This is a genomic window from Lysobacter sp. cf310 (assembly GCF_900114355.1).
GTDB lineage: Bacteria > Pseudomonadota > Gammaproteobacteria > Xanthomonadales > Xanthomonadaceae > Lysobacter.
This window is the reverse complement of the sequence record NZ_FOSS01000001.1, coordinates 936,321-959,164: the sequence shown is the minus strand read 5'-3', so window position 1 is coordinate 959,164 and position 22,844 is coordinate 936,321. Positions and strand designations below refer to the sequence as shown.

Sequence of the window (22,844 nt, the reverse complement as noted above, 5' to 3'; positions counted from 1 at the left end):
AAATCACGCGATCAGCGGCAAGAATGCGATGTTGTTGATGGCGTGCGCAGACAGTGTTGACTAAGTGCGTGCATTAGGCACATTCATGGTGCCGATGCCATCGCGATCGCCTGGATCGTCGGGGCATGAAGGCGCGATTCCGATAACGTCTCGTAGGCGCAATCAGTCGCCGCCCGGCACGCGCCTGGCAACTGATTCCGCTACGCGATGGAAGCCTGGAAAAGAAGAAAGCCCCGCAGGTTGCGCGGGGCTTTCGGTCTTGTTCGATCTCGGCTGAACGTCGATCAGGGAATCGGCGCCCACGCTGGCGAGTAAGCAGCCAGGAACGGGGTGTCGAATTCGCCATCGCCACGGCTCAGCCACAGGAAGATCAGGCCAGTGGTGGCGTTGGTCCAAAGAATGTCGCCAAGGCCATCGCCGTTGTAGTCGCCGGTAGCCACGATGCGGTATGCAGGGTCGATAGCCTTGACGCCCGAGGCCTGAATGCCTCCGCCATTCATCCACCAGTAGGCCATCAAGCCGCTGCTGGAGTGCTGCCAGACCAGGTCGGATCGGCCATCGCCGTTCAGATCCGCCACCCCCGCGAGCTTCCAGTTCGGATCGTATCTACCGATGCTCAGGCCGCTGCTCGTGATCCCGTCACCAAGTGTGTTTTTTGAAAGAATCAGTTGGTTGCTCGTGGTGTCGACCAGGATGAGATCACCATTGCGGTCGCCGTCGAAGTCTCCACCGGTGAACATCTGATGGTTATAGATGAGGCTTTCCCGGAGAGCATAGGCCTTGATGACTCTGGGGCCGCTCATCATCCAGTAGTAGCGGACCCGCTTGGTGCTGTCCTGCCAGATGATGTCGTCCGTTCCGTCCTCGTTTAGATCGTATGCGGAAGAGAGAACGGTCCAGCCTTTTCCGCTGCTGGCGAACGAGGCGTAAGGAGCGGAGACATACGCTGTATCGAACTGCCCATCGCCGCGGCTCTTCCACAAGTAAGCCGTGTTGTCGGCGTCGCTGATCCAGAGGATATCGCTGCGGCCGTCGCCGTCGAAATCGCCGGTGCCCGCGATGCGGTAGCCTGGGCCGATAAAAAAGCTTCCGCTGCCAACGACCGTGGTGCTGGCGATCCACCAGTACGCCATCATCGATTGACTGGTGTTGTACCAGATCAGATCGGAGGACCCGTCGCCATTGAAATCGTTGCGTACCGACTTGCGCAGTTGCGGCACTAGCGCGCTGCGAAATGCAGCGACATCCCGGAATATCCAGTTAAGGCTTTGTGCATTGTCGTGATTAGAATCGCCCAGCGGACGTCCAGTGCCCGGGTGGTTGATCTTCGGATTACTGAAGTAGGGAACGGAGAATTGCCTGGCGCCGCTGAGTGGGTAGGCCATGATGGTGTAGAAACCATCGGCTTCTTCTTCGCGATACCCATATGCGTACTGGTGTGCGCCAGGTTGCCCAACGCTGTCTTCCCAGTTATGGGCCTGGCCGAGATTGTGGCCGAGCTCATGCGCCAGTGTTTCCTCGCGGCACGAGTAAGATCCGCCATCGCTTTCGTTGAAGTCGCTGCCGTCGCTGATTGTCGAGTAACCGAACTTTTCCGCGGTAGCGTCGAGCGGCAAGCCGTCCATCGGCGGACGGTTTATCCACGCGGTTCCGCAACTGGTCTGTTGCGGAGCGACGAACGGGCGAACCAGGGAAACCAGGTCGGCGCCATAAGTTTCACGCGCATCGCGCAAGGGCTGCAGCTCGCTCGGAACCGGCTGGGTTTCGCAACTGACCGAGCCACAGGTGTAGCCGGTCAACGCCGCCAGGGCCGTGGGATTACTGGTGCTGTCGGTGTAGTTGACCAGCTGCGTGTGAACCAGGCGAATCCGGCCGTAGACGATGCTGGATCGATAGGCCAGGTTGGTAAGGGCTACCAGGTGGGCCAGGCGGGTGTTCACCTGAGAGGTGCCGCCGTAACGGGTGACCAAGCCGGGGGTATAGCCCAGGGCCAGGTCCACGGTATTGCCCGGTGTGGCGAGTGGCGTTGCCTGGCTGCCGGAGGCGGCCATGGCAGTGGCTGGCACGGCTAAGGCATCGGAGGCGGCGGAGCTCAGAAGTTGGCCTCCGAGCACCTTGGCGGGGTCTACTTGGACCAGCCAACTGCGCCCGTTGAGCGTGTCGATGCGCAGCGCTTCGGTCGCATTCCGCTCGATCCTGCCGAATACCGCCTTCTCGCCGAAGGTGATCACGGTTTGCAGGCCGTCCTCGGTCTGGCCTATCCAGGTCCAGTTGCCATCCGGGTGCTCCTCGTGGCGCTGGTAGGCGATACGGATCGTCCGCCCGTCCGGAGCGGCCAGGGAGATCGCGCTGCCAGGAGTCGTGGCGTTGAGCGCGTGCGCTTCGCTGAGCTCGATCCGATGCGACGTGAAGGCGCCGCGCACTTCGGGTGCGACGAGGCGATCGTAGCGGGCCAGGGCGCCGCGATCGGGCAGGGCCGCGAAGCCCGCGCCGGATGCGCGCGCGATCCGCGCCGGCGCCGGCATAGCGGCGGCTGGAGCGGTGGAAATGCGGGTCCGCGACGGATCGACATCGGATTCGGACGTGCAGCCGGCCAAGAGCAGACCGGCCGCCAAGCTCAATGCCAGGTGACGCATTCGATACCTCATACCGGCGTGACTGCCGGTCCCCTGCGGACAGGATAAGCGGAGTCGCTTGCAGGCGATATGCGGTTCGCCGCAAGCCGCACCCTGTTGGGCGCAAGCGTCGATATGCAGGGCGGCGACGGGCGGCGCGCCGGCGCTATCCGGCCTTGGCTTCGCTCGCGCGGCGGCAAAAAAAGCCCCGCGAAATTCGCGGGGCTTTCGGTGCTTCGCCGGCTAGGCGCCGATCAGGGGATCAACGACCACGCCGTCGAGTAGCTGGCCAGGAACGGCGTGTCGAACTCGCCGTCGCCACGGCTCAGCCATAGGAAGATCAGGCCGGTAGTGGCATTGGTCCACAGGATGTCGCCAAGACCGTCGCCGTTGTAATCGCCGGTGGCGGCGATGCGGTAGGCGGGGTCGATGACTTTGACGCCGGACGACTGGATGGTGAAGCCGTTCATCCACCAGTACGCCATAAGGCCTTGGCTGGGGTTCTCCCAAAGCAGGTCCGAGCGCCCGTCGCCGTTGAGATCGGTCACGCCCACGAGCTTCCAGGCGGGATCGTAGTTGCCGATGATCCCATGGGTGTACGTTTCTGAATCGCCAAAATCGTTACTGGACAACATGAGCCAGTTTTGCGTCGGATCAACACTGATCAGATCGCCGTTGTGATCTCCATCGAAGTCCCCGACTGCGGTAAATTCAAACGGAGGGGATGGTCCCCATGCCGAAGCGTGGCTACGCAGCTTCGTGGTGCCATTCATCAGCCAGATGATTCGATATTTTCCGGTACTGTCGCGCCAGACGATGTCGTCATTGCCATCCTCGTTGAAGTCGTAAGAGGAACCGATCACGGTCCAGCCGGTTGCCCAGGTGGGGAGCTGATACGGCGCCGATACATAGGCGCCGAAGAATTGTCCGTTACCAAGGTTGCGCCACACATAGACCTTGTCGTCGACCTCGTCCTTCCACAGTATGTCGCTCAGGCCATCGCCGTCGAAATCGCCAGTGCCGGCGATCTTGAAACTACTGCCAACGGAAAAAACGCCGCTGCCAAGCACCGTCGTATTGTTGATCCACCAGTAGGCCATCAGCGATTGGCTGGGGTTGTACCAGATCAGGTCCGACCTGCCGTCGCCATTTAAGTCGCCACTGACCCTGCGTTTCGTGGGCGGAATTACCGACACGCGGAACTTCACGATATCCCGCATGAACCGGTTGAGATTCTTTGCGTTGTTGTGGCTATAGGTGCCGACCGGGCGGCCAGTGGCGGGGTGGTTGACGTTCGGATTGGAAAAATAGGGTATTGGGAACTGCGAGCCGCCGGCGAGGGGGACGGCCATGATGGTGTAGAAGCCGTCGGCCTCGGCTTCGCGATAGCCGTAGGCGTCTGCCGCGCCCACTCCGCCGGGAGCGGGGTCTTCCATGTTGTGCTGCTGGCCCATGTTGTGGCCCAGCTCGTGCGCCAGCGTGTGCTCGACGCAGGAGTAGTAGCGGCCGTCGCTTTCGTTGAGATCACCGCCGTCGCTGACCACCGAGTAGCCGAATTTCTCGTCGATGCTGTCCAGCGGATAATTGCTGATCGAGGGCGTGTTGATCCAGGCCGCGCCACAGCTGCCCTGCTGGGGTGCGACGAAAGGACGTACCAGCGATACCAAGTCGGCGCCATAGGTCTCGCGCGCGTCGCGCAAAGCCTGAAGTGAGGTTGGGATGGGCTGGGAGGCGCAACTGACGTCGGCGCACGTGTAGCCGGTCAGCTCTCTCAGCGCCAAGGGGTTGGCAGCGGTATCGGTGTAATCGACCGGCATCGTATGCACCAGGCGAATACGGAAGAAGACCTTGCTGGCTTGATAGGCCTGGTTGGTCAGTGCCACCAGGTAGGTCAGGCGCGTATTCACCTGCGAGGTGCCGCCATAACGGGCGGCCATGCCTGGGGTGTAGCCCAGCGCCAGGTCGATGGTCGAGCTGGCGGTGGCGAGCGGCGTCACATCGGCGCTGGCGGCCGCGATCGCCGCGGCAGCAGGCGCTAGCAGCGCATCGGATTGACCCGGATTCAGGAGTCGGCCATCGAGCAGCTTGGATGGGTCGGATTGCACCAGCCAGCTGCGACCGTTGCGCGTGTCGATGCCTAGCGCCGCCGTCCCGCGTTGTTCGATCCTGCCGAACACCGCCTTCTCGCCAAAGGTGATCACGGCCTGCAGACCGTCCTCGGTCTGGCCGATCCAGGTCCAGTTACCGTCCTGGTTTTCTTCGTGGCGTTGGTAGGCGATCCGCATCGGGCGCCCGTCGGGTGCGGTCAGGGTGATGGCGCTGCCCGGAACCGTGGCTTTGAACGCATGCGCTTCGCTGAGTTCGACCGCGCGATAGGTCAACGCGCCGCGCACCTCGGGACGGGTCAGGTCGTCGTAGCGGGCCAGGGCGCCACGATCGGGCAGGGAGGCGAAGCCCTGTCCCGGCGCACGCCCGACGCTGAGCGACGCTGGCTCGAATCGATCGGGCGCCCGGATGGCGGCGGCGTTTCGCGCGAGCCCGGGCTCCGATTCGGACGAACAGCCGACCATCCACATGCTTAGTGCCAGAACCAGTACCGAATAACGCATTTGCCGCCCCACACCGACGCCTGCCGCCGGCTCCCCTGTGCGTAGGATAAGCGCTGCGTTTCAAGCCCGCCGCGCGGCTGGGCGCGTCCGGGACCCCGTTGAGCGCAATTTCCGGCCTCGATGCGCCGGCTGGGGCGTCGGCGCCGGCCCCGGATCGAGCGTCGATCGGCCTTCGCCGGCGTCGGGGCAAAAAAAAAGCCCCGCGAAATTCGCGGGGCTTTCGGTGCTTCGCTGGCTAGGCGCCGATCAGGGGATCAACGACCACGCCGTCGAGTAGCTGGCCAGGAACGGCGTGTCGAACTCGCCGTCGCCACGGCTGCGCCACAGGAACATCAGGCCGGTCGATGCATTGGCCCAGACGATGTCGCCGCGGGTGTCGCCGTTGAGATCGCCGGTGGTGGCGATGCGGTAAGCGGTGCCCACCGACTTCGCACTGGAGTACTGGACATTCGCGCCGTTCATCCACCACTGCGCCATCATGCCCTGGGTCGGTTGCTCCCAGATCAAGTCCGACTTGCCGTCGCCGTTGAGATCGGTCACGCCGGCGATGCTCCAGCCGGTGCCGTACGCCGCCACGAACGGGGTGTCGAAGTTGCCGTCGGGGCGGCTGCGCCACAGGTAGAGGTAGCCCTGGCTGGGGTTGGCCCAGATCAGATCGCCGCGACCGTCGCCATCGAAGTCGCCGCTGGCGACCACACGGTAGGCGGTGCCCACCGAGTACAGCTTGGTGCTGATCGTGGTGGAGCCGTTCATCAGCCAATACACCATCGTGCCCTGGGCGGTGTTCTCCCAGACGATGTCGCTCTTGCCGTCGCCGTTGAGATCGGGCGTTTCGACGACCGTCCAGCCGGCGCCGATAGCACCCACGAAGGACGAGCTGAACTGGCCGTTGCCGAGGCTGCGCCACTGGTGCAGCTGGTTGTTGGAGCTGTTGAACCAGAGCAGGTCGGTGCGGTTGTCGCCGTCGAAATCGCCGGTGCCGACGATGCGGAAAGCGGTGCCGACCGAGAAGCTGCCGCTGCTCAGGACCGCGGTGTCGTTCATGAACCAATAGGCCATCGAGCCCTGGCTGTTGTTGTACCAGATCAGGTCGGACTTGCCGTCGCCGTTGACGTCGTTGCGGACCTTGGTCGGGTCCGGAATCAGCGAAGCGCGGAACTGCGCGATCAGCGGCATCGTGATGTTCAAGCTGCGCGCATTGTCGGCGGTGGCGCTGCCGGTCGGACGGCCGGTGCCCGGGTGGACGACGTTGGGGTTGCCGAAGTACGGGATCGAGAACTGGGTGCTGCTGGCCAGGCGGTAGGCCATGACGGTATAGAAACCGTTGGTCGCCGCTTCGCGGTAGCCGTAGGAGTAGCTGTGCGCGCCCTGACCGCTGCTGTCTTCGGGATTGTGCGCCTGGCCCATGTTGTGGCCGAGCTCGTGGGCCAGGGTTTCCTCACGGCAGAAGTAGGTCTTGCCGTCGCCTTCGTCGCGGTCCTGGCCGTCGCTGACCACCGAATAGCCGAAGCCGGCGTCGGAGTTGTCGATCGTGCTGCCGCCGCCGCCGAGCAGCCAGGCGATGCCGCAGCCGTCCTGTTCGGGCGTGGTGAACGGACGCACCAGCGAGACCAGGTCGGCGCCGACCGCGTCGCGCGCGGCGCGCAGGCCCTGCAGGCCCACCGGCACCGGTTGCTGGGTGCAGCCGGAGCTGGTGCAGGTGTAACCGGTCAGGGCTTCCAGCGCGGTGTCGTTGCTGTTGGCGTCGGTGTAGTCGACCTGCATGGTGTGCACGAGGCGCACGCGCGGGTTGATCTGGCTGTCCTGATAAGCCTGGTTGGTGATTGCCATCAGGTTGACCAGACGCGTGTTGACCTGGGTGGCGCCGCCGTAGCGCGCGATCATGCCGGCGGTGTAGCCCAGCGCGACGTCGACGGTGTTGGCCGCGTTGGCCAGCGTGCCGACCTGGGCCGACGCGGCGTTCGCCGCGGCCTTGGGCGGAATCAGGGTGTCGGATTCGGCTTCGCTGCGCAGATTGCCGTCGAGCAGCTTGGACGGATCGGCCTGCATGATCCAGGTGCGACCGTTGAGCGTGGTGATGCGCAGGGCCTCGGTGGCCTTTTGTTCGATCTTGCCGAACACCGCCTTCTCGCCGAAGGTGATCACGGCGCGCAGGCCGTCCTCGGTCTGGCCGATCCAGGTCCAGTTGCCGTCGAGGCTTTCCTCGTGGCGCTGGTAGGCGATGCGCATCGGACGGCCGTCCGGCGTGGTCAGCGAGATCGCGCGACCCGGCACGGTGGCGGCCAGGCCGTGGGCTTCGCTGAGCTCGACCGGCAGATAAGTGAAGGCGCCGCGCTGTTCGCTGGGCTGCTTGCGGTCGTACTGGATCAGGGCGCCGCGATCGGGCAGCGCTGCGAAGCCCTGGCCCGGCGCATGGCCGAACGTCGGGCTCGCCGCCTGGGCGATGGCGCCAGCGCCAGCCTTGGATGAGGCAGTGGCAGCCTTGCCGCCGTCGTCCGATTCGGACGCACAGCCGGCGATGAACAAAGTAAGGGTCAAAGCTAATATGGAATAACGCATCGTTGCCTCAGCTGGCTGCATCGTTGGTGGCGCCCGGTGGCAAGCATAGCGCCTTCGCTCGGGCCGTCGTATGACCGGGTCCCGGGTGGGTTGCGCCTATTTGCTACGCCTATTCCAGTTCCGAAAGCACATGAATGGGGGCGTTCGTGTGCCAGCTGTGTTCGACGCCGCTCTCCGCCCTGGATCGGGCCGGCGTCCGTACTGGGGAAAACGGCAAGCGGCAACGAAAAAGGCCGCCCGGAGGCGGCCTTTCGCGTGCGCTGGCGGAGGGCGGCTTACAGCGCCTTTTCCAGCTCCGGCAGCAGGGTGAACAGATCGCCCACCAGGCCGATATCGGCGATCTCGAAGATCGGCGCATCGCCGTCCTTGTTGATCGCGACGATGGTGCCGGCGTCCTTGATGCCGGTCAGGTGCTGGATCGCGCCGCTGATGCCGACCGCGACGTAGAGCTCGGGCGCGATAATCTTGCCGGTCTGGCCGACCTGCAGCTCGTTGGGGACGTAGCCGGCGTCGACCGCGGCGCGCGAGGCGCCGACCGCGGCGCCGAGCTTGTCGGCGAAGTCATAGATGATCTTGAAGTTGTCGGCCGAACCGACGCCGCGACCGCCGGAGACGACGCGCTTGGCGCTTTGCAGGTCGGGACGGTCGGACTTGCCGGCGGCCAGGCCCACGTAGCGGGTGTGGCTGGGCAGGCCGGCGTCGACGGACGCCGCTTCGACGGCAGCGCTGCCACCCTTGCCGGCTTCCGGCCAGGACGCGGTGCGCACGGTGGCGACCACGGTGTGATCGGTCGGCGCGTCGACGGTGATGATGGCGTTGCCGGCGTAGATCGGGCGCTTGAAGCTATGGCTGCCTTCCACCGCCATCACGTCCGAGACCTGGGCCACGCCCAGCAGGGCCGCGACGCAGGGCATCAGGTCCTTGCCGAAGGTGGTCGAGGGGCCGAATACGTGGCTGTAGCCCTGCGCCAACGCTGCGATCTGCGGCGCCTGCACCTGGGCGATCGCGTTGGCGTTGGCGGGATTGGCCACGGCCAGCACCTTGGCGACGCCGGCGATCTGCGCGGCCTGACTGGCGACGTCGGTCGGGTCGGCGGCCAGCACGACCACGTCGATGGCGTCGGGCTTGAGCGCCTGCGCGGCGGACACGCACTTGGCGGTGGAGGCGTTGAGCTTGCCGTCCAGATGTTCGGCGACGATCAGTACCTTGCTCATCACAGCAACCCCTTCTGCTTCAGTGCGGCGACCAGTTCGGCCGCGTCCTTGACCATCACGCCCTTGCTGCGCTTCGGCGGCGGCGCGTAGTGGGTGGTCTTGAGGGTGTCGCCGGTATCCACGCCGAGGTCGGCGAAGGCGATCGACTCCATCGGCTTGCTCTTGGCCTTCATGATGTCGGGCAGCTTGATGAAGCGCGGCTCGTTGAGGCGCAGATCGGTGGTGACCACGGCCGGCAGATCGACTTCCAGCGTTTCCAGGCCGGCGTCGACTTCGCGCGTGACCGTGGCCTTGCCGTCGGCGACTTCGAGCTTGGAGGCGAAGGTGGCCTGCGGGCGGCCCCACAGCGTCGCCAGCATCTGGCCGGTCTGGTTGGCGTCGTCGTCGATCGCCTGCTTGCCCAGGATCACTAGGTCCGGCTGTTCCTTCTCGATCAGCTTGAGCAGGGTGCGCGCGGCGGTGAGCGGCTGGATCGGCTGGTCGCTGACGACGTGGATGGCGCGGTTCGCGCCCATCGCCAGGCCGTTGCGCAGATGCGCCTGGGCGTCGGCGGGGCCGATCGTGGCGACCACGACCTCGGTCGCGATGCCCTTGTCGCGCAGACGCAGCGCTTCTTCCAGCGCGATTTCATCGAAGGGGTTGGCCGACAGCTTGACGCCGTCGGTGACCACGCCGGAGCCATCCGGCTTGACCTGAATGCGGACGTTGTAGTCCACCACGCGCTTGTAACCGACGAGGATCTTCATCGTGCGGGGGTTCCTTGGGGGTGCCCGTTGGGGGGTGCGCGGCCCGGGGGCCGAGAACCGCCAATTCTAGCGGAGACCGTTGGCGGGCGCAGGGGGGCGGGGCCGGCCCCTCGCGGTCCGGGCCGCCGAAATGCGCTCAGTGTGTAGCCAACGTGCGGGCATCCATACCGATCGCGAGGTTGGCGTTCAGTCCCGACGGTGCCTGTGGCGCGTCCGGCGCAGCGGCCGGCCGCTGCGCGGCGATCGGGTTCAGGGCGCCGCCCGGGGTGGGACCAGGCCGCAATGGGTGGCCGCCAATTGCTGCGGCGTGGGCGCTCCCAGCTTGACGATGACCACTCCATCGACCGAGCGGACCGAACCGGGCGCCGGCCAGATCGGCATGGCTTCGGCGGCCGGGGCGAGATCGGGGCGGCTGCCCAGCGGCACCGGTTCCAACCCGCCGACGCCCTGCAGTGTCATGTACAGCGCGACGCGGCAGATGTTGCCGCCATCGTGCGAATAGAACGAGGCACCGAACACCTCGGCGCGTTGCATCTGGCCTTGAGTGCCGGCCTGGAATTGGCCGGCCAGGCTGAATCGGATGCGGCCGTTCGCATTCGGGCCCGCAGCCTGCGCAAGCGCCGGCGCCAGTTGCTGGGTGAGCGCGGCATCGGAGGTGCGGACCAGGTGCTCGGTATAGAACAGCGACGAGCCGATCGAGGCGGCGACGATGCCGTAGTAGGCCAGGCCCGCCCAGTAGACGGCGCCCAGGCGCGGACTCGAACCCGGCACGCAGCGCGTGGCCAGCCATGCGGCGAGCAGGGCCCAGGCCACATGCGCACGCGCCGGCAGGCTGCCCAGCGACAGTACGAAAGGCACCGCGATCAGGGCGACGCCTACGATCGCGACCACCCAAGTCGACAGCCACTGCGGCAGGCCGTTGCCGGAGCGCTCGCGCGACAGCGCCCACAGCGGCAGCAATCCCAGCCACGAGAGCGCGAGCACGGCGCCGCCCCATCCCAAGTAGATCGGATGCTTGCCGCTCAGGTAGCTCGCCAGCGCCTGCGCGACGATCTTCAACGAGCCGGATGGATCGGCGCGCAGGCGATCCAGTTGCAGGTACACATCGACATAGGCCATCTGGATGCCGGTGACGCGCAGGGCGATCCGCTGCGTCATCCAATAGACGACGAAGGCGGCGATGAACAGCGCCGCCGATATCAGGGTCTTCGCGACCAGGTCGCGCAGCCGCTGCTTGGATTCGACGTCGGAACCCGCTTCGAATCGGGCATGCAAGGTCAGTACGACGTACAGGACGACGTAAAAGGCCAGTGTCTGATAGATCGAAATCGCGAAAGCGAGCAGGGCCACCGCCAAGGCGCGATCCGCCCAGCCGCGGCCGCGCACGACCAGTCCGCCGCCGAGCGCCGCCGCGGCGATGCCGAAGCCGAAGCCCGCGGCGAAGGTGTTGAACTCGGCGATGTGCAGCCAAAGCGGGAAACCGGTGTGGACGATCGCGTACACATAGGCGCGCGGCGTGCTCAAGGCGAAGTCGTCGATCGCGCGCGACGCGGCGAAGATCAGGCCGACTCCGAACAGCGCCGTCGACAACAGCGGGATGGCCTCGAAGTTCGGCAGCAGCCAGGTCAGCAGGCTCATGCCCCAGCGGCCCTGACTGAGCCAGGCTTGCGCGGTATCGGTGGCGAAGCTGGCCGCCTCCTCGTCGATGGACAGCGAGAAGTTCGACAGCTCGACGCCGTAGACGAGCAGGAACACCACCGCGGCGGCGAGCAGGGGCCCCGCCCAGGTCCGCGGCGGCGCGGGTGCGGGCAAGGCGGCGGTCGTGGAAGCGGTCATGGGAGCCTGTCGTTATCGGAAGGTGTCGGATGCGAGGTGCGACGCACTATCTTGCGGCCAAGAGCGTAGTTGATCGGCAGCATCAGCACGATCGTCACCAACGGCGCCACTGCCGCGGGAAGGCGGAACTGCTGAAGCAGCAGCGAGAACAGCGCGAACGAGACCACGGCCTGGACCAGGTACACCAGCGGATAGGCCGCCAATCCCGACCAGGTCCAGCGCCCCTTGAAGACCCAGGTGCTGTTGATCGAATACGCCCAAACGATGCCGGCAACGTAGGAGATGGCGTAGGCGGGCGTGGGAGCGATCCACAACAACAGCAGCAGGTACAGGAGGTACGAGAACGCGGTAGTGGTTGCGCCCGCGACCAGGAACCGGAACTTCTCGCTCCCGAGGATGGGCGCCAGCGCACGCACCGCTCAGCCCCGCGCGAGCGCGAGGAACTCGTCGTAGCTGCGGATGTAATCGTCGGCGTCGTAAGGCTCGGAAGCGAACACCAGCAGCACGGCATCGGGCGAGTAGCGGTACTGCGTGCCCCAGGTCATCGGCGGCAGGTGTATGCCCAGCGCCGGCGAATCCAGCAGGAACTCCTGGCGGCTGCTGCCGTCGTCGGCCAGCACCCGCACCGAGCCGTGCACGCAGACCAGGAACTGGTGGCAGCGCTTGTGGGCGTGCTCGCCGCGGATTTCCTGCGAGGGCACGTCGTAGATCACGAAATGGCGTTGCGGCTGGAACGGCAGATCGCGTTGGAACTCGCTGGCCGAAAGCGAGCCGCGCATGTCCAGGAACTGCGGCAGGCGATGCAGGTGCACGCCCTTGATGGTGGTCGCGCGGACCCCCACGCGGTCGTCCGCCGGCGCTTCGGCCTCGGTGGCGGCGATGGACTGGTCGCTGACGTAGCCGATGATGCGCGCCGGGTTGCCGGCGACGATCGCGTTGGCCGGAACCGAGCGGGTGATCACCGAGCCGGCGCCGACCATGGCGCCGCTGCCGATGCGCAGCCCCGGCAGGATGGTGGCGTTGGCGCCGATCGAGGCGCCGGCTTCGACCACCGTCTCCAGGAACCGCTCCGGGTACTGCCGGCTGCGCGGGAACAAGTCGTTGGTGAAGGTCGCGTTCGGGCCCACGAAGACGTCGTCGTGCAGGCGCACGCCGTTCCAGAGCTGGACGCCGCATTTCACCGTCACGCGGTCGCCGACCGTCACGTCGCCTTCGACGAACACCCCGTCGCAGATATTGCAGTCGCGACCGATGCGGGCGCCCGGCAGCACATGGGCGAAGGCCCAGATGCGCGTGCCTTCGCCTACGCTGTCGGTCTCGCACAGCGCATTGGGGTGGACGTAGTGGCTCATTCGGATCCCTCGTTGAACGTCTCTTCCGACTGGATCACCGCCAGCGGCCTGCCCTTGGTGTTCTCGAACGCGCGCCAGGCGTAGGTGCCGACGACGCCCAGCGCCAAGGAATTGAACGCGCCGAAGAACAGCACGGTCAGCATGGTGCCGGTATAGCCCGGTACCGGCACCAGGCCGGAGAGCTTCGCGGCCAGCGTCACGACGCTCAATACGATCGCGATCGTCATCGCGACCACGCCCAGCGCGATCAGGATGCGCACGGGCAGGTCGGTGAACGCGAAGATGCTGTCCGACAGGTAGCGCATCTTCTTGCCAAGCGTCCAGGCGCTCTTGCCGTGCTCGCGCGATCTGCGCTCGTAGCTGATGAAGCTGCGCCGCCCGCCCAGCCAGAACAGCTGCGCCAACAGGCTGGTGTTGGACTCGCCCAGCGAGAGCAGGCGCTCGCGGAAGCGTGCGGTGATCGCGAAAATATCGACGCCGCCCTTGGGGATGTCGCGCATGACCAAGCGCCGATACAGCGACCAGAACGCGCTGGAGGCGAGCTTGCTCAGCCAGGGATCGGAGCGGCCTTCGCGCACGCCGAAGGCCACGTCGTGAGCGTCGTTCTTGAGCGCGTCGTAGAAGCCCAGCACCAGTTCGGGCGGTTCCTGCAGATCGGCCGCCATTACCGCGATCACACTGCCGCGCGCTTTCTCCAGGCCCACGCGGATGGCGGAAAACGCGCCGAAGTTCCGCGACAGGCTGATCAGCTGCGACGGAAACCCCGCCTGCGGCAGGCGCTCGTGCAGCAGGGCATAGCTGCGGTCGGGACTGCCGTCGACCACGAACACCGCCTCGAAGCCGCCCTGGCAACGCTGCCGGATCGAGGCGATGGCCTTCAGCAGGGCATCGATCGAGGCTTCGTTCCCGTACACGGGCACGACCAGCGACAGGCTGTCTTTCAGAACCGGTTGCATGCTTGGATCACTCTGGACACCTCGTCGTCCGTCATCTCCGGGAAGCAGGGCAGGGTCAGCACCTGCTCGGCGTCGCGCTGGGTATGCGGCAGGTCGATGCCGGCGTAGCGGCCGGCATGGCAAGGCTGCCGATGGTCCGGCGTCGGGTAATGGATGTCGGTCTGCACGCCCGCCGCGGCGAGGTGCTCGCGCAGTTCGTCGCGGCGATCGCTGCGGATCACGTAGAGATGGGCCACATAGTCGTCGCCGGCCGCGGCCGGGGTCGCGATCGCGGCGTTGCGGATCTGCGTGGAATAACGGTTGGCGACGGCGCGCCGGCGCTGGTTCCAGCCGTCCAGCGAAGGCAGCATCGCCGACAGCATGGCGGCCTGGATTTCGTCGAGCCGGCTGTTGCGGCCGCCGGGCAGGGCGTTGACGTACTTGCCCGCCCAGCCGTACTGGCGCAACTGGCGCACGCGCGCGGCGAGCTCGGCATCGCGGCAGACCACGGCGCCGCCGTCGCCGATGGCGCCGAGGTTCTTGGTCGGATAGAAGCTGAAACTGGCGATGTCGCCGAGCGCGCCGGCGCGCACGCCGTCCGCGCTACGCGCGCCATGCGCCTGCGCGCAGTCTTCGATCACTGCCATGCCATGGGCCCGGCACAACGCGACCAACTCGCGCATGCGCGCAAGCCGGCCGTAGAGGTGGGTCGCGATCAGGGCCTTGAGCGCGGGCCCGGTGCGCAGCACGGCCTCGACCGCCGCCGGATCCAGGGTGGCGTCGTCGGGCAGGGTGTCGGCGAACACGGGCTCGGCGCCGCAGGCCAGTACCGCGGAGGTCGCGTACATGGCGGCGTTGGCGGCTACGACCACGCGGTCGCCGGTCGTCACGCCCACGCCCTTCAACGCCAGTTCCAGTGCGTCGGTGCCGTTGGCCACGCCTATGCAGTGCTCGGCGCCGCAATAGGCCGCGAATTCGGCTTCGAACGCCGCGACGCGGCGGCCGAGCACGAAATGGCCGCTGCCGACGACCTCGTTGGCGGCCTGCGTCAGTGCGCCTTGCAGCGGTTCGATATGCCGCAGTAGCGAGTTGATGGGGATGCTGGGCGAGGTCATGGATGCATCGAGCGCCGGGCGCAAGGCCGCTAGTTTGCCAGACGGCGCCTGGCTTCAGCGGCGCGGCGCGCGCGGAGGCGGGCGCCGCGTCGCAGCCTGGATTCAGCCTGATTCCCGCGCAATCAAGGTTTGCGTGCCCTGCCAGGACTCGCCGGGCTGCAGCCGCACCGGCGCCGCCGCCGCGGCGGCTTCCACGCAGACGAAGCACCGGTGCTCGCAGGCACCCAGGTCCGGCAGCGCCGCGGCCAGGGCCTCGCCCGGGTTCCAGACCACGGTATCGGGGAAGCCTCGCGCCTGGATGTCCAGGCCGCGGTCGTCCTCTCGCAACCGCAGTTCGGGGGCGGTATCCGGATAGAGCCGGTCGAACTCGCCGGCGAAGCGCAATTCCGCCTCCTGCTGCACGCCGGGCTCGTCGCGCAGGGTCGCGTCCAGATAACGGCACCCGCCCAGGCCGAGCAGCCTGGCCCGCGCCAACTCGTCCACGCGCAGATAGGTGTGCAGCGCGGCGCTGAAGTCGAAGGCGTCCATGCCGATGTTGGCGATTCGCAGGGACATCGTCAGCGAGCCGTGGCCGAGCGCGACCGTGAGTTCGGTCTCGAAACGGTGCGGCCACAGCGCACGGGTGGCGTCGTCGTCGCGCAGCACGAAGCGGCCCGCGCCCGCCTGCGCCCACTCGCGCACGCGCGCGAAGCCGTGGCGCGGGCCGGGGCCGCGGTCGGAGAACTGCGGAAAGATCACCGGCACGCCGCCACGGATCGCCTGGCCCGGCGCGAAGCGAGCGCGCGGGCTCAGGTACAGACGTTCGCGGCCGCCGCAGATCCAGGACAGCAGTTGTCCGCCATGCAGGGATACCTGCGCGCTGGCGCCGTCCGGCCCCGGCAGCCGTACCGACGGGGCGCCGTTCACGCCGCCTCCGGGCCGCGGCGGCGCGTCCGGGTGACTGCCGCCTGAGCGGCGGAGGCAGCCGCGGCACCGCGAACCGGGCGGCTTGCGGCTCCGATCCGGTACCCTTCACGACGTAACCCCAGTGCGGAGTCGAAATGCTTCACCCGGTCATCCTCAGCGGCGGCAGCGGAACCCGATTGTGGCCGCTTTCGCGACAGAACCAACCCAAGCAGTTCCTGTCGCTGATCGGGGACCATTCGCTGTTCCAGGAAACCGTGCTGCGCGCGAGCAAGCTGCCCGATGCGCAGGCGCCGATCACGGTCTGCGCCGACGACCACCGTTTCATGGTCGGCGAGCAGTTGCAGGCGATCGGCGTGCGCAGCGGCGGCATCCTGCTGGAGCCGGTCGCGCGCAGCACCGCGCCGGCGATCGCGGCTGCGGCCCTGCACGCGCTGGCCGGCGACCCCGACGCGCTGCTGCTGGTGATGCCGGCCGATCATCTGATCGAGGACGAGGCCGCGTTCCGCGACGCCGTGAGCGCGGCGCTGCGGCTGGGCCGCGAGGACTGGCTGGTGGCGTTCGGCATCCGCCCGGACTACGCCGAGACCGGCTACGGCTACATCCTGCGCGGCGAGACCCTGGGCGCGGACGGCTACCGCATCGAGCGCTTCGTCGAAAAGCCCGACCAGGCCACCGCCGAGCGCTACCTCGCCGAGGGCACCTACGCCTGGAACTCGGGCATGTTCCTGTTCCGCGCGCGCAGCTATCTGGACGAGCTGGCGCGGCTGGCGCCGGCGATCCACGCCGCCGCCCAGGCCGCGTTCGCCAGCGCCGGCACCGATCTGGATTTCCTTCGCCTGGGCCAGGACGCGTTCGCGGCCAGCCCCAGCGATTCGATCGACTACGCGGTGATGGAGAAGACCGACCGCGCCGCGGTGGTGCCGGTGAGCTGCGGCTGGAGCGACATCGGCTCCTGGTCCTCGCTGTGGTCGGTGGCCGAGCGCGACGCCGACGGCAACCGCCACGAAGGCGACGTGATTTCGGTCGACACCCGCGACAGCCTGGTGCGCGCGTCCGACCGCCGCATGATCGCGACCCTGGGCGTCGAGGATCTGGTCATCGTCGATACCGCCGACGCCACCCTGGTCGCGCGCAAGGATCGGGTCCAGGACGTCAAGATCATCGTCGACCGGCTCAAGGCCGCCGGCCGCCAGGAGCATCTGTTCCACCGCAAGGTCTACCGGCCCTGGGGCAGCTACGATTCGATCGGCGTGGGCGAACGCTTCCAGGTCAAGAAGATCGTGGTCAAGCCCGGCGCCGCGCTCAGTCTGCAGAAGCACCAGCACCGCGCCGAGCATTGGATCGTGGTTTCCGGCGTGGCCGAGGTCACCTGCGACGACAAGGTGTTCGAGCTGCGCGAGAACGAGAGCACCTATATTCCGCGCGGCAGCGTGCACCGCCTGCGCAATCGCGGCAGCGAACCGGTCGAGTTGATCGAAGTGCAGTCCGGCGGCTACCTGGGCGAGGACGACATCGTCCGGCTCGAGGACGTGTACGGACGCTCTTGAGCGTCCGTATCCTCTGGTATGCGTAGCGCTCCTGAGGTGCCCGTGGTTCGGGTACGCGCTTAGTTCGTCGCGCCCAGGCGTTCGCGCAGGCGCGCGACGAAACGGTCGGCGCTGCCGTCGGCGTAAGGGAAGAACAGCGACGGCTCGCACAGTTCCAGTTCCAGCAGGCGCGGCGTGCCGTCGGCGTCGCGGATCAGGTCCACGCGCGCATAGGCCAGCGGCGTCGCCAGCTTCAGCGCATCGCGCGCGGCCGCCAGCACCGCCTGCGCCAGCGCGCGCTCGTCCTGGCCGGGCTCGCGCGCGACGATCTGTTCGGGCGCCAGCGCGGTGCCGTTGCCGCCGTCGTCGGGACGCAACAGCGCGCCCTTGCGGATCGCATGGCTGTAGTCGCCGTCGAAATACAGCAGGGCGGTTTCGCCGTCGCGATCGACCGAGGCCAAATACGGCTGCAGCAGCACGCTGCGGCCGGCGTCCAGCAGGCGCGCGATGTGGTTGGCGGCGGCGAACTCCTGCGAGCGGGCATACCGCTGCGTATCGCGCGAACCGGCGCTGACCGTGGGCTTGACCACGAACTCGGCGGCGTCGGCATGCGCGGCCAGGAAGGCCTGCAGCGCCGGCAGGGGCTCGGCCTCGGGTTCGACGAAGGCGCTGGGCACCACCGCCACGCCGCGCGCGGCCAGGTCGGCGAGGTAGTGCTTGTCGGTGTTCCAGCGCACCACCGGCAGGGGATTGAGCAGGCGCGACTGCGCGGCCACGCGTTCGCACCAGGCCAGGAACTCCGGCAGGCGCTCGGTGTAGTCCCAGGGCGAGCGCAGCAGCGCGGCGTCGTAGCGCGTCCAGGCCACGCTGGGGTCGTCCCAGGCACGCACCTCGGCGGCCAGGCCGGCGCGGGCGCAGGCTTCGATCAGCGGCACCATATCGGTGTCGGTTCCGGTAGCGGCGATGGCGGTGACCAGGGCGATTTTGCTCATGCTTGAAGTCTAACGTCGCCGCCCATCCCGGCACGAGTGACCATTGCCCTAAGGTCCGGTGGGGCCGGGCGGGCTGGCGCGCTAAACTGCGCCCATCCCGCAAAGGAGTTCCCCCATGGCCGAGGCCATTGCCGCGACGCGCAGCGCCGGCGCCGCGAAGAACAAAGTGTTCCCCAATGCCGACGAGGCGCTGCGCGGCCTGGTCGCGGACGGCCAGACCCTGGCGGTCGGCGGCTTCGGTCTGTGCGGCATCCCCGAGGCCCTGATCGCGGCGCTGCGCGACAGCGGCGTCAAGGGCCTGACCGCGATCTCCAACAACGCCGGCGTCGACGGGTTCGGCCTGGGCCTGCTGCTGGAAACGCGCCAGATCCGCAAGATGATTTCGTCCTACGTCGGCGAGAACAAGGAATTCGAACGCCAGTTCCTGTCCGGCGAACTCGAGCTCGAGTTCAACCCGCAGGGCACGCTGGCCGAGCGCCTGCGCGCCGGCGGCGCCGGCATCCCGGCGTTCTACACCCGCACCGGCTACGGCACCGTGGTCGCCGACGGCAAGGAGACGCGCGAGTTCGACGGCCACCACTACGTGATGGAAACCGCGCTCAAGGCCGACGTCTCGCTGGTCAAGGCCTGGAAGGCCGACAAGGCCGGCAACCTGGTGTTCCGCAAGACCGCGCGCAACTTCAATCCGGCCTGCGCGATGGCCGGCAAGGTCTGCGTGGCCGAAGTCGAGGAAATCGTCGAGATCGGCGCGATCGATCCCGATCACGTGCACCTGCCCGGCATCTACGTCGATCGCATCGTGCTCAACGCCGCGCCCGAGAAGCGCATCGAGCAGCGCACCGTGCGCGCCTGACGCGCACGCCCCACCGACGACTCGACGCTTACGACTCTTTCAAGGAATTCGACATGGCTTGGACCCGCGATCAAATGGCGCAGCGCGCCGCGCAGGAACTCACCGACGGCGCCTACGTCAATCTCGGCATCGGCTTGCCGACGCTGGTGGCCAACTTCATCCCCGAGGGCATGGACGTATGGCTGCAGTCCGAGAACGGCCTGCTCGGCATCGGCCCGTTCCCGACCGAGGCCGAGGTCGACGCCGACCTCATCAACGCCGGCAAGCAGACCGTGACCGCGCGCGCCGGCGCCAGCTACTTCGGCAGCCACGACAGCTTCGCGATGATCCGCGGCGGCCACATCGACCTGGCGATCCTGGGCGCGATGCAGGTCACCGACAAGGGCGATCTGGCCAACTGGATGGTGCCCGGCAAGATGGTCAAGGGCATGGGCGGTGCGATGGACCTGGTGGCCGGCGTCAAGCGCGTGGTGGTGCTGATGGAGCACAGCGCCAAGAACGGCGAGCACAAGATCCTGCCCGAATGCACCCTGCCGCTGACCGGCCTGGGCGTGGTCAACCGCATCATCACCGAACTGGCGGTGATGGACGTGACCGAGGACGGCCTGGTGCTGGTCGAAAGCGCGCCCGGCGTGAGCGAGGACGAGCTGCGCGAGAAGACCGGCGTGGCGTTCAAGCGCGCCGCCTGAGGCGCGCTTGCAGCCTGCGGCGATGCGCGTGAGGCATCGCCGCAGTACCTGCGAACGAAAGCCGAACCGGGCGCAGCGCCCGTCTCGGATCAACGGGCTTTGATGAAGTCGCGCATCTGCGGGAAGTACGCCGCAGGCTGACGCGTGGACAGGCGGCTACCGTCGGCGCCGAGTTCGAATTCGTACATGCCGTGCTCGGCGTGCGGAAACACGGTGAAACGGATCGGCGCGCCGTCCTTGGCCAGCGCGCTCAACCGGCGCGCGGTTTCCGCGCTGGGCGCGTCGATGTCTTCTCCGCCCAGCAGCCAGAGTTGCGGCGTGCGCAGATTGCGCAGCACCGGCAGCGCGTCGTAGTCCATGGGCGTGCCCGGGAACAGCGTGGGGCCCACGCTGCGCAGTTCGGCCTCGGGCTTTTCCAGGATGAAGAAACTGACGTTGCCGCGCACGAACTTGAACCAGGGTTCGGCGCCGTAGCGCTGCTTGATCCGGGCCACCTGTTCGTAGCCTTCGCGGAAGTCGCTCTCCAGCACCGCCGCGGTGGCGTCGGCGACTTGCATGGCCTTGGCGACCACGTCGGCGCCGTAGCCGCGCCGCGTCATATCCAGTTCGATCGCGGCGCGGTCCTCGTCCAGCGGCGACACCGCCAGGCCGAAACTCACGATCACGAAATCCGCCGGCTCGATCTTCGCCGCCAGCGGCGCGACCCAACCGCCCTGGCTGCCGGCCTGATAGCCCATCTTGCCGGCGCGCGCGCCTGCTAGCCGGCGCGCTTCGCGCAAGGCGGCGATCGCGTCGTTGGCCAGGGTGAGGAAGTTCTGGGTGTAGCGCCCGCCGGATGCGCCGGTGCCGCGCTTGTCGTAGACGAAGGCGCCGATGCCTTCGGACGGGAACTGGCGCTGCAGCGCGTAATAGTCGCGCGCCGAATCGCGTTCGGAGCCGTGCACCAGCACCACGATCGGCACCCGGTTCCTGCCCGGCGGCAGGACCAGGCGCCCGGCCAGGGTCGCGCCGGCGGAGACGAAGCGCGTCTCGATCACGTCGAACGCGAGCCGTTCGCCGGCGATGCCGTCGAAGGCGATGCGGCCGGACGCGCAGTCGGGTAGCGCGACGCGGTGGCCGTCCGCGCGTTCGGTCCATCCCAGCGTGCTGGTCCAGTCGCCCGGCGCGGCCCAGCTCAGCTTGCCGCTGGTGCCGTCCTTCATGCGCCAGCGGTAGTGCGATTCGTCGGACATCGCGAGGTCGACGTCGCGGCCGTCCTGAAGGCGATAGCTGCCGATGCAGGCTTGGTCGGCGGGCTCGGCGGCGGCCGCGGGCGACAGCGCGCCTGCGGCCAGCAGCGCGCACAGGGCGAGACCACGGGGAAGGAGGGAGGTGGCGTTGGTCATGGTCTGGGTCGGGGCCGAAGGCAGGGGAGCGCGGCGTTACGCCGCAGGTACTTTTTAACCCCGCCGACCAGTACAGTACCGATACACTTTCCGCTCCTGGGGCCGATACGGTGACCCTGCCTCCTAAGCGTCGCCCGCCCGGCCTGAGCCGGGTCGAAGACTGCGTGCGCTGGGCGCGCCGGCGCATCGAGGGCGAAGTGTTGCGGCCGGGCATGCGCCTGCCGTCCGTGCGGGTCCTGGCGCGCCAGCGCGGAGTGTCGCCGTTCACCGTGGTCGAGGCCTACGAGCGTCTGGTCGCCGACGGCTATCTGGAAGCGCGCCGCGGTTCGGGCTTCTACGTGCGCGAGCGCGCGCTCGCGACGCCCGCGTCGGAACCGGCACCGGGATCGGTGATCGATCTGGACTGGCTGATGCAGAACATGCTCGAAAGCGGCGCCGCGCAGGGGCCGGGGCTGGGCGTGCTGCCGGCGTCGTGGCTGGACGGCGCGCAGTTGAGCGCGGCGATCCGCGCGCTCGGGCGCGAGGGGCGTTGGTTGGACAGTGGCAAGCCGCACGGCTACGCGCCCTTGCGCGCCTTGTTGCAGCAGCGCCTGGCGGCGCTGGACATCCTCGCCCAGCCCGACCAGATCGTGCTGACCACCGGCGTCGCGCACGCGCTCAACCTGGTGCTCTCGGCCCTGGTCAAACCCGGCGATGCGGTGCTGACGCTCGACCCGTGCTGGTTCGGCGCGCTCGGCATCGTGGCCGCGCACGGCGCGCGCGTGGTCGGCATCGCCTGCGGTGCGGACGGCCCGGATCTGGCCGAGCTGGAGCGGCGGATGGCGCAGGAGCGGCCGCGCCTGCTGGTGCTGAGCACCGCCGCGCGCAATCCGACCGGGCTGTCGCTGCCGGAAAGCGTGGTCGCGCGCATCCTCGCGCTGGCCGCGCGCCACGACGTGACCGTGTTCGAGGACGACGTCTACGCCGATCTTTGCGGCTCGCGGGTGACGCGCGCGGCGGCGTTGGATCGGCTCGATCGCGTGGTCTATGCCGGCAGTTTCTCCAAGACCTTGGCGGCGAACGTGCGCGTGGGCTACCTGGCCGCCAACGCCGAACTGGCGCGCAAGCTGACCAACGCCAAGATCCTGACCGGCTTCACCACGCCCGAGCTCAACGAGCGGCTGGTGCATAAGCTGCTGGCCGAGCGCCGCTACGACAAGCACGTCGAAGGCCTGCGTGAGCGGCTCGCGGGACAGCGCGAGCTGGCGAAACGGATGTTCGCGGCCGAAGGTGTGGATATCCTCGGCGACCCGGCCGACGGCATGTTTCTGTGGGCGAACATGCGCACCGACACCAACCAACTGGCGATGCGCTGCCGCGAGCAGCGCATCCTGATCGCGCCGGGCAGTCTGTTCACCGCGCAGCAGGCGCCTAGCACCTGGATGCGGTTCAACGTCACCGCGCAGGTGGACAAGCGCATGCGCGATTTGTTGTTCGCTTGAGCGAGCTTCCGCGGTGGGTTGCGTGAGCGAT

The 22,844-nt window shown here is 67.6% G+C and carries 17 protein-coding genes; 4 read left to right on the top strand and 13 right to left on the bottom strand.

Translation table 11 applies throughout. The features are described from left to right. Positions 1-284: 284 nt before the first annotated feature. The 11 genes from BMZ45_RS04155 to BMZ45_RS04105 form a co-directional block, all read right to left on the bottom strand. Positions 285-2,636, bottom strand: coding sequence for a reprolysin-like metallopeptidase (locus BMZ45_RS04155; protein WP_175488905.1), 2,352 nt, complete (start codon positions 2,634-2,636; stop codon positions 285-287). A 233-nt stretch (positions 2,637-2,869) separates the two neighbouring features. Next, positions 2,870-5,224, bottom strand: a complete 2,355-nt coding sequence (locus BMZ45_RS04150; protein ID WP_091632756.1) for an FG-GAP-like repeat-containing protein — start codon at positions 5,222-5,224, stop codon at positions 2,870-2,872. Positions 5,225-5,470: 246 nt separating this feature from the next. Beyond that, positions 5,471-7,783 carry an FG-GAP-like repeat-containing protein gene (locus tag BMZ45_RS04145; protein ID WP_217643140.1) on the bottom strand — a complete coding sequence of 771 codons (2,313 nt, stop codon included), beginning with the start codon at positions 7,781-7,783 and terminating at the stop codon, positions 5,471-5,473. A 275-nt stretch (positions 7,784-8,058) separates the two neighbouring features. Next, positions 8,059-8,997, bottom strand: coding sequence for an electron transfer flavoprotein subunit alpha/FixB family protein (locus BMZ45_RS04140; protein WP_091632750.1), 939 nt, complete (start codon positions 8,995-8,997; stop codon positions 8,059-8,061). Then, complete coding sequence (locus BMZ45_RS04135) at positions 8,997-9,743, bottom strand: electron transfer flavoprotein subunit beta/FixA family protein (RefSeq protein ID WP_091632747.1); 747 nt, start codon at positions 9,741-9,743, stop codon at positions 8,997-8,999. The genes BMZ45_RS04140 and BMZ45_RS04135 overlap by 1 nt, the downstream gene beginning before the upstream one ends. A 249-nt stretch (positions 9,744-9,992) precedes the next feature. Further along, positions 9,993-11,579 carry a glucosyltransferase domain-containing protein gene (locus BMZ45_RS04130; protein WP_091632745.1) on the bottom strand — a complete coding sequence of 529 codons (1,587 nt, stop codon included), beginning with the start codon at positions 11,577-11,579 and terminating at the stop codon, positions 9,993-9,995. Continuing rightward, on the bottom strand, positions 11,576-11,995 hold the full coding sequence (locus tag BMZ45_RS04125; RefSeq protein ID WP_091632742.1) for a GtrA family protein: 420 nt from the start codon (positions 11,993-11,995) through the stop codon (positions 11,576-11,578). Before BMZ45_RS04125 ends, BMZ45_RS04130 begins: the two co-directional genes overlap by 4 nt. Before the next feature lie 3 nt (positions 11,996-11,998). Next, a complete protein-coding gene (locus BMZ45_RS04120; protein ID WP_091632739.1) occupies positions 11,999-12,931 on the bottom strand; it encodes a WxcM-like domain-containing protein in 933 nt (310 codons plus the stop codon). Continuing rightward, positions 12,928-13,887 (bottom strand): glycosyltransferase family 2 protein, encoded by a 960-nt coding sequence (locus tag BMZ45_RS04115; RefSeq protein WP_091632737.1) that lies wholly within the window; start codon positions 13,885-13,887, stop codon positions 12,928-12,930. The genes BMZ45_RS04120 and BMZ45_RS04115 overlap by 4 nt, the downstream gene beginning before the upstream one ends. Beyond that, positions 13,872-14,981, bottom strand: a complete 1,110-nt coding sequence (locus BMZ45_RS04110; protein ID WP_091632735.1) for a DegT/DnrJ/EryC1/StrS family aminotransferase — start codon at positions 14,979-14,981, stop codon at positions 13,872-13,874. The genes BMZ45_RS04115 and BMZ45_RS04110 overlap by 16 nt, the downstream gene beginning before the upstream one ends. Positions 14,982-15,083: 102 nt before the next feature. Beyond that, positions 15,084-15,887 (bottom strand): D-hexose-6-phosphate mutarotase, encoded by an 804-nt coding sequence (locus BMZ45_RS04105; RefSeq protein WP_091632732.1) that lies wholly within the window; start codon positions 15,885-15,887, stop codon positions 15,084-15,086. A gap of 134 nt (positions 15,888-16,021) precedes the next feature. Between BMZ45_RS04105 and BMZ45_RS04100 the strand changes: the two genes are divergently transcribed. Then, complete coding sequence (locus tag BMZ45_RS04100; RefSeq protein WP_091632729.1) at positions 16,022-17,434, top strand: mannose-1-phosphate guanylyltransferase/mannose-6-phosphate isomerase; 1,413 nt, start codon at positions 16,022-16,024, stop codon at positions 17,432-17,434. Between the two features lie 59 nt (positions 17,435-17,493). On the opposite strand, the gene BMZ45_RS04095 is transcribed toward BMZ45_RS04100, so the two are convergent. Continuing rightward, a complete protein-coding gene (locus BMZ45_RS04095) occupies positions 17,494-18,405 on the bottom strand; it encodes an ATP-grasp domain-containing protein (RefSeq protein WP_091632726.1) in 912 nt (303 codons plus the stop codon). Between the two features lie 115 nt (positions 18,406-18,520). Here BMZ45_RS04095 and BMZ45_RS04090 point away from each other — a divergent pair, with 115 nt between their 5' ends. Beyond that, on the top strand, positions 18,521-19,258 hold the full coding sequence (locus BMZ45_RS04090; RefSeq protein WP_091632724.1) for a CoA transferase subunit A: 738 nt from the start codon (positions 18,521-18,523) through the stop codon (positions 19,256-19,258). Between the two features lie 53 nt (positions 19,259-19,311). Then, a complete protein-coding gene (locus BMZ45_RS04085) occupies positions 19,312-19,947 on the top strand; it encodes a CoA transferase subunit B (RefSeq protein WP_056178956.1) in 636 nt (211 codons plus the stop codon). Positions 19,948-20,036: 89 nt separating this feature from the next. Here the strand turns inward: BMZ45_RS04085 and BMZ45_RS04080 are convergent, their stop codons facing one another. Further along, on the bottom strand, positions 20,037-21,332 hold the full coding sequence (locus tag BMZ45_RS04080; RefSeq protein ID WP_139215381.1) for an alpha/beta hydrolase family protein: 1,296 nt from the start codon (positions 21,330-21,332) through the stop codon (positions 20,037-20,039). A gap of 110 nt (positions 21,333-21,442) precedes the next feature. On the opposite strand from BMZ45_RS04080, the gene BMZ45_RS21055 reads away from it, so the two are divergent. Continuing rightward, positions 21,443-22,813, top strand: coding sequence for an aminotransferase-like domain-containing protein (locus tag BMZ45_RS21055; protein ID WP_217643139.1), 1,371 nt, complete (start codon positions 21,443-21,445; stop codon positions 22,811-22,813). The last annotated feature ends 31 nt before the right edge of the window (positions 22,814-22,844 follow it).

What these genes read in the sequence shown, in the direction of transcription:
- BMZ45_RS04120 (WP_091632739.1), bottom strand. Translation starts at nt 12,931, where the DNA reads ATGAGCCACTACGTCCACCCCAATGCGCTGTGCGAGACCGACAGCGTA.
- BMZ45_RS04080 (WP_139215381.1), bottom strand. Translation starts at nt 21,332, where the DNA reads ATGACCAACGCCACCTCCCTCCTTCCCCGTGGTCTCGCCCTGTGCGCG.
- BMZ45_RS04110 (WP_091632735.1), bottom strand. Translation starts at nt 14,981, where the DNA reads ATGACCTCGCCCAGCATCCCCATCAACTCGCTACTGCGGCATATCGAA.
- BMZ45_RS04135 (WP_091632747.1), bottom strand. Translation starts at nt 9,743, where the DNA reads ATGAAGATCCTCGTCGGTTACAAGCGCGTGGTGGACTACAACGTCCGC.
- BMZ45_RS04145 (WP_217643140.1), bottom strand. Translation starts at nt 7,783, where the DNA reads ATGCGTTATTCCATATTAGCTTTGACCCTTACTTTGTTCATCGCCGGC.
- BMZ45_RS04130 (WP_091632745.1), bottom strand. Translation starts at nt 11,579, where the DNA reads ATGACCGCTTCCACGACCGCCGCCTTGCCCGCACCCGCGCCGCCGCGG.
- BMZ45_RS04155 (WP_175488905.1), bottom strand. Translation starts at nt 2,636, where the DNA reads ATGCGTCACCTGGCATTGAGCTTGGCGGCCGGTCTGCTCTTGGCCGGC.
- BMZ45_RS04090 (WP_091632724.1), top strand. Translation starts at nt 18,521, where the DNA reads ATGGCCGAGGCCATTGCCGCGACGCGCAGCGCCGGCGCCGCGAAGAAC.
- BMZ45_RS04100 (WP_091632729.1), top strand. Translation starts at nt 16,022, where the DNA reads ATGCTTCACCCGGTCATCCTCAGCGGCGGCAGCGGAACCCGATTGTGG.
- BMZ45_RS04140 (WP_091632750.1), bottom strand. Translation starts at nt 8,997, where the DNA reads ATGAGCAAGGTACTGATCGTCGCCGAACATCTGGACGGCAAGCTCAAC.
- BMZ45_RS04115 (WP_091632737.1), bottom strand. Translation starts at nt 13,887, where the DNA reads ATGCAACCGGTTCTGAAAGACAGCCTGTCGCTGGTCGTGCCCGTGTAC.
- BMZ45_RS04095 (WP_091632726.1), bottom strand. Translation starts at nt 18,405, where the DNA reads ATGAGCAAAATCGCCCTGGTCACCGCCATCGCCGCTACCGGAACCGAC.
- BMZ45_RS04150 (WP_091632756.1), bottom strand. Translation starts at nt 5,224, where the DNA reads ATGCGTTATTCGGTACTGGTTCTGGCACTAAGCATGTGGATGGTCGGC.
- BMZ45_RS04085 (WP_056178956.1), top strand. Translation starts at nt 19,312, where the DNA reads ATGGCTTGGACCCGCGATCAAATGGCGCAGCGCGCCGCGCAGGAACTC.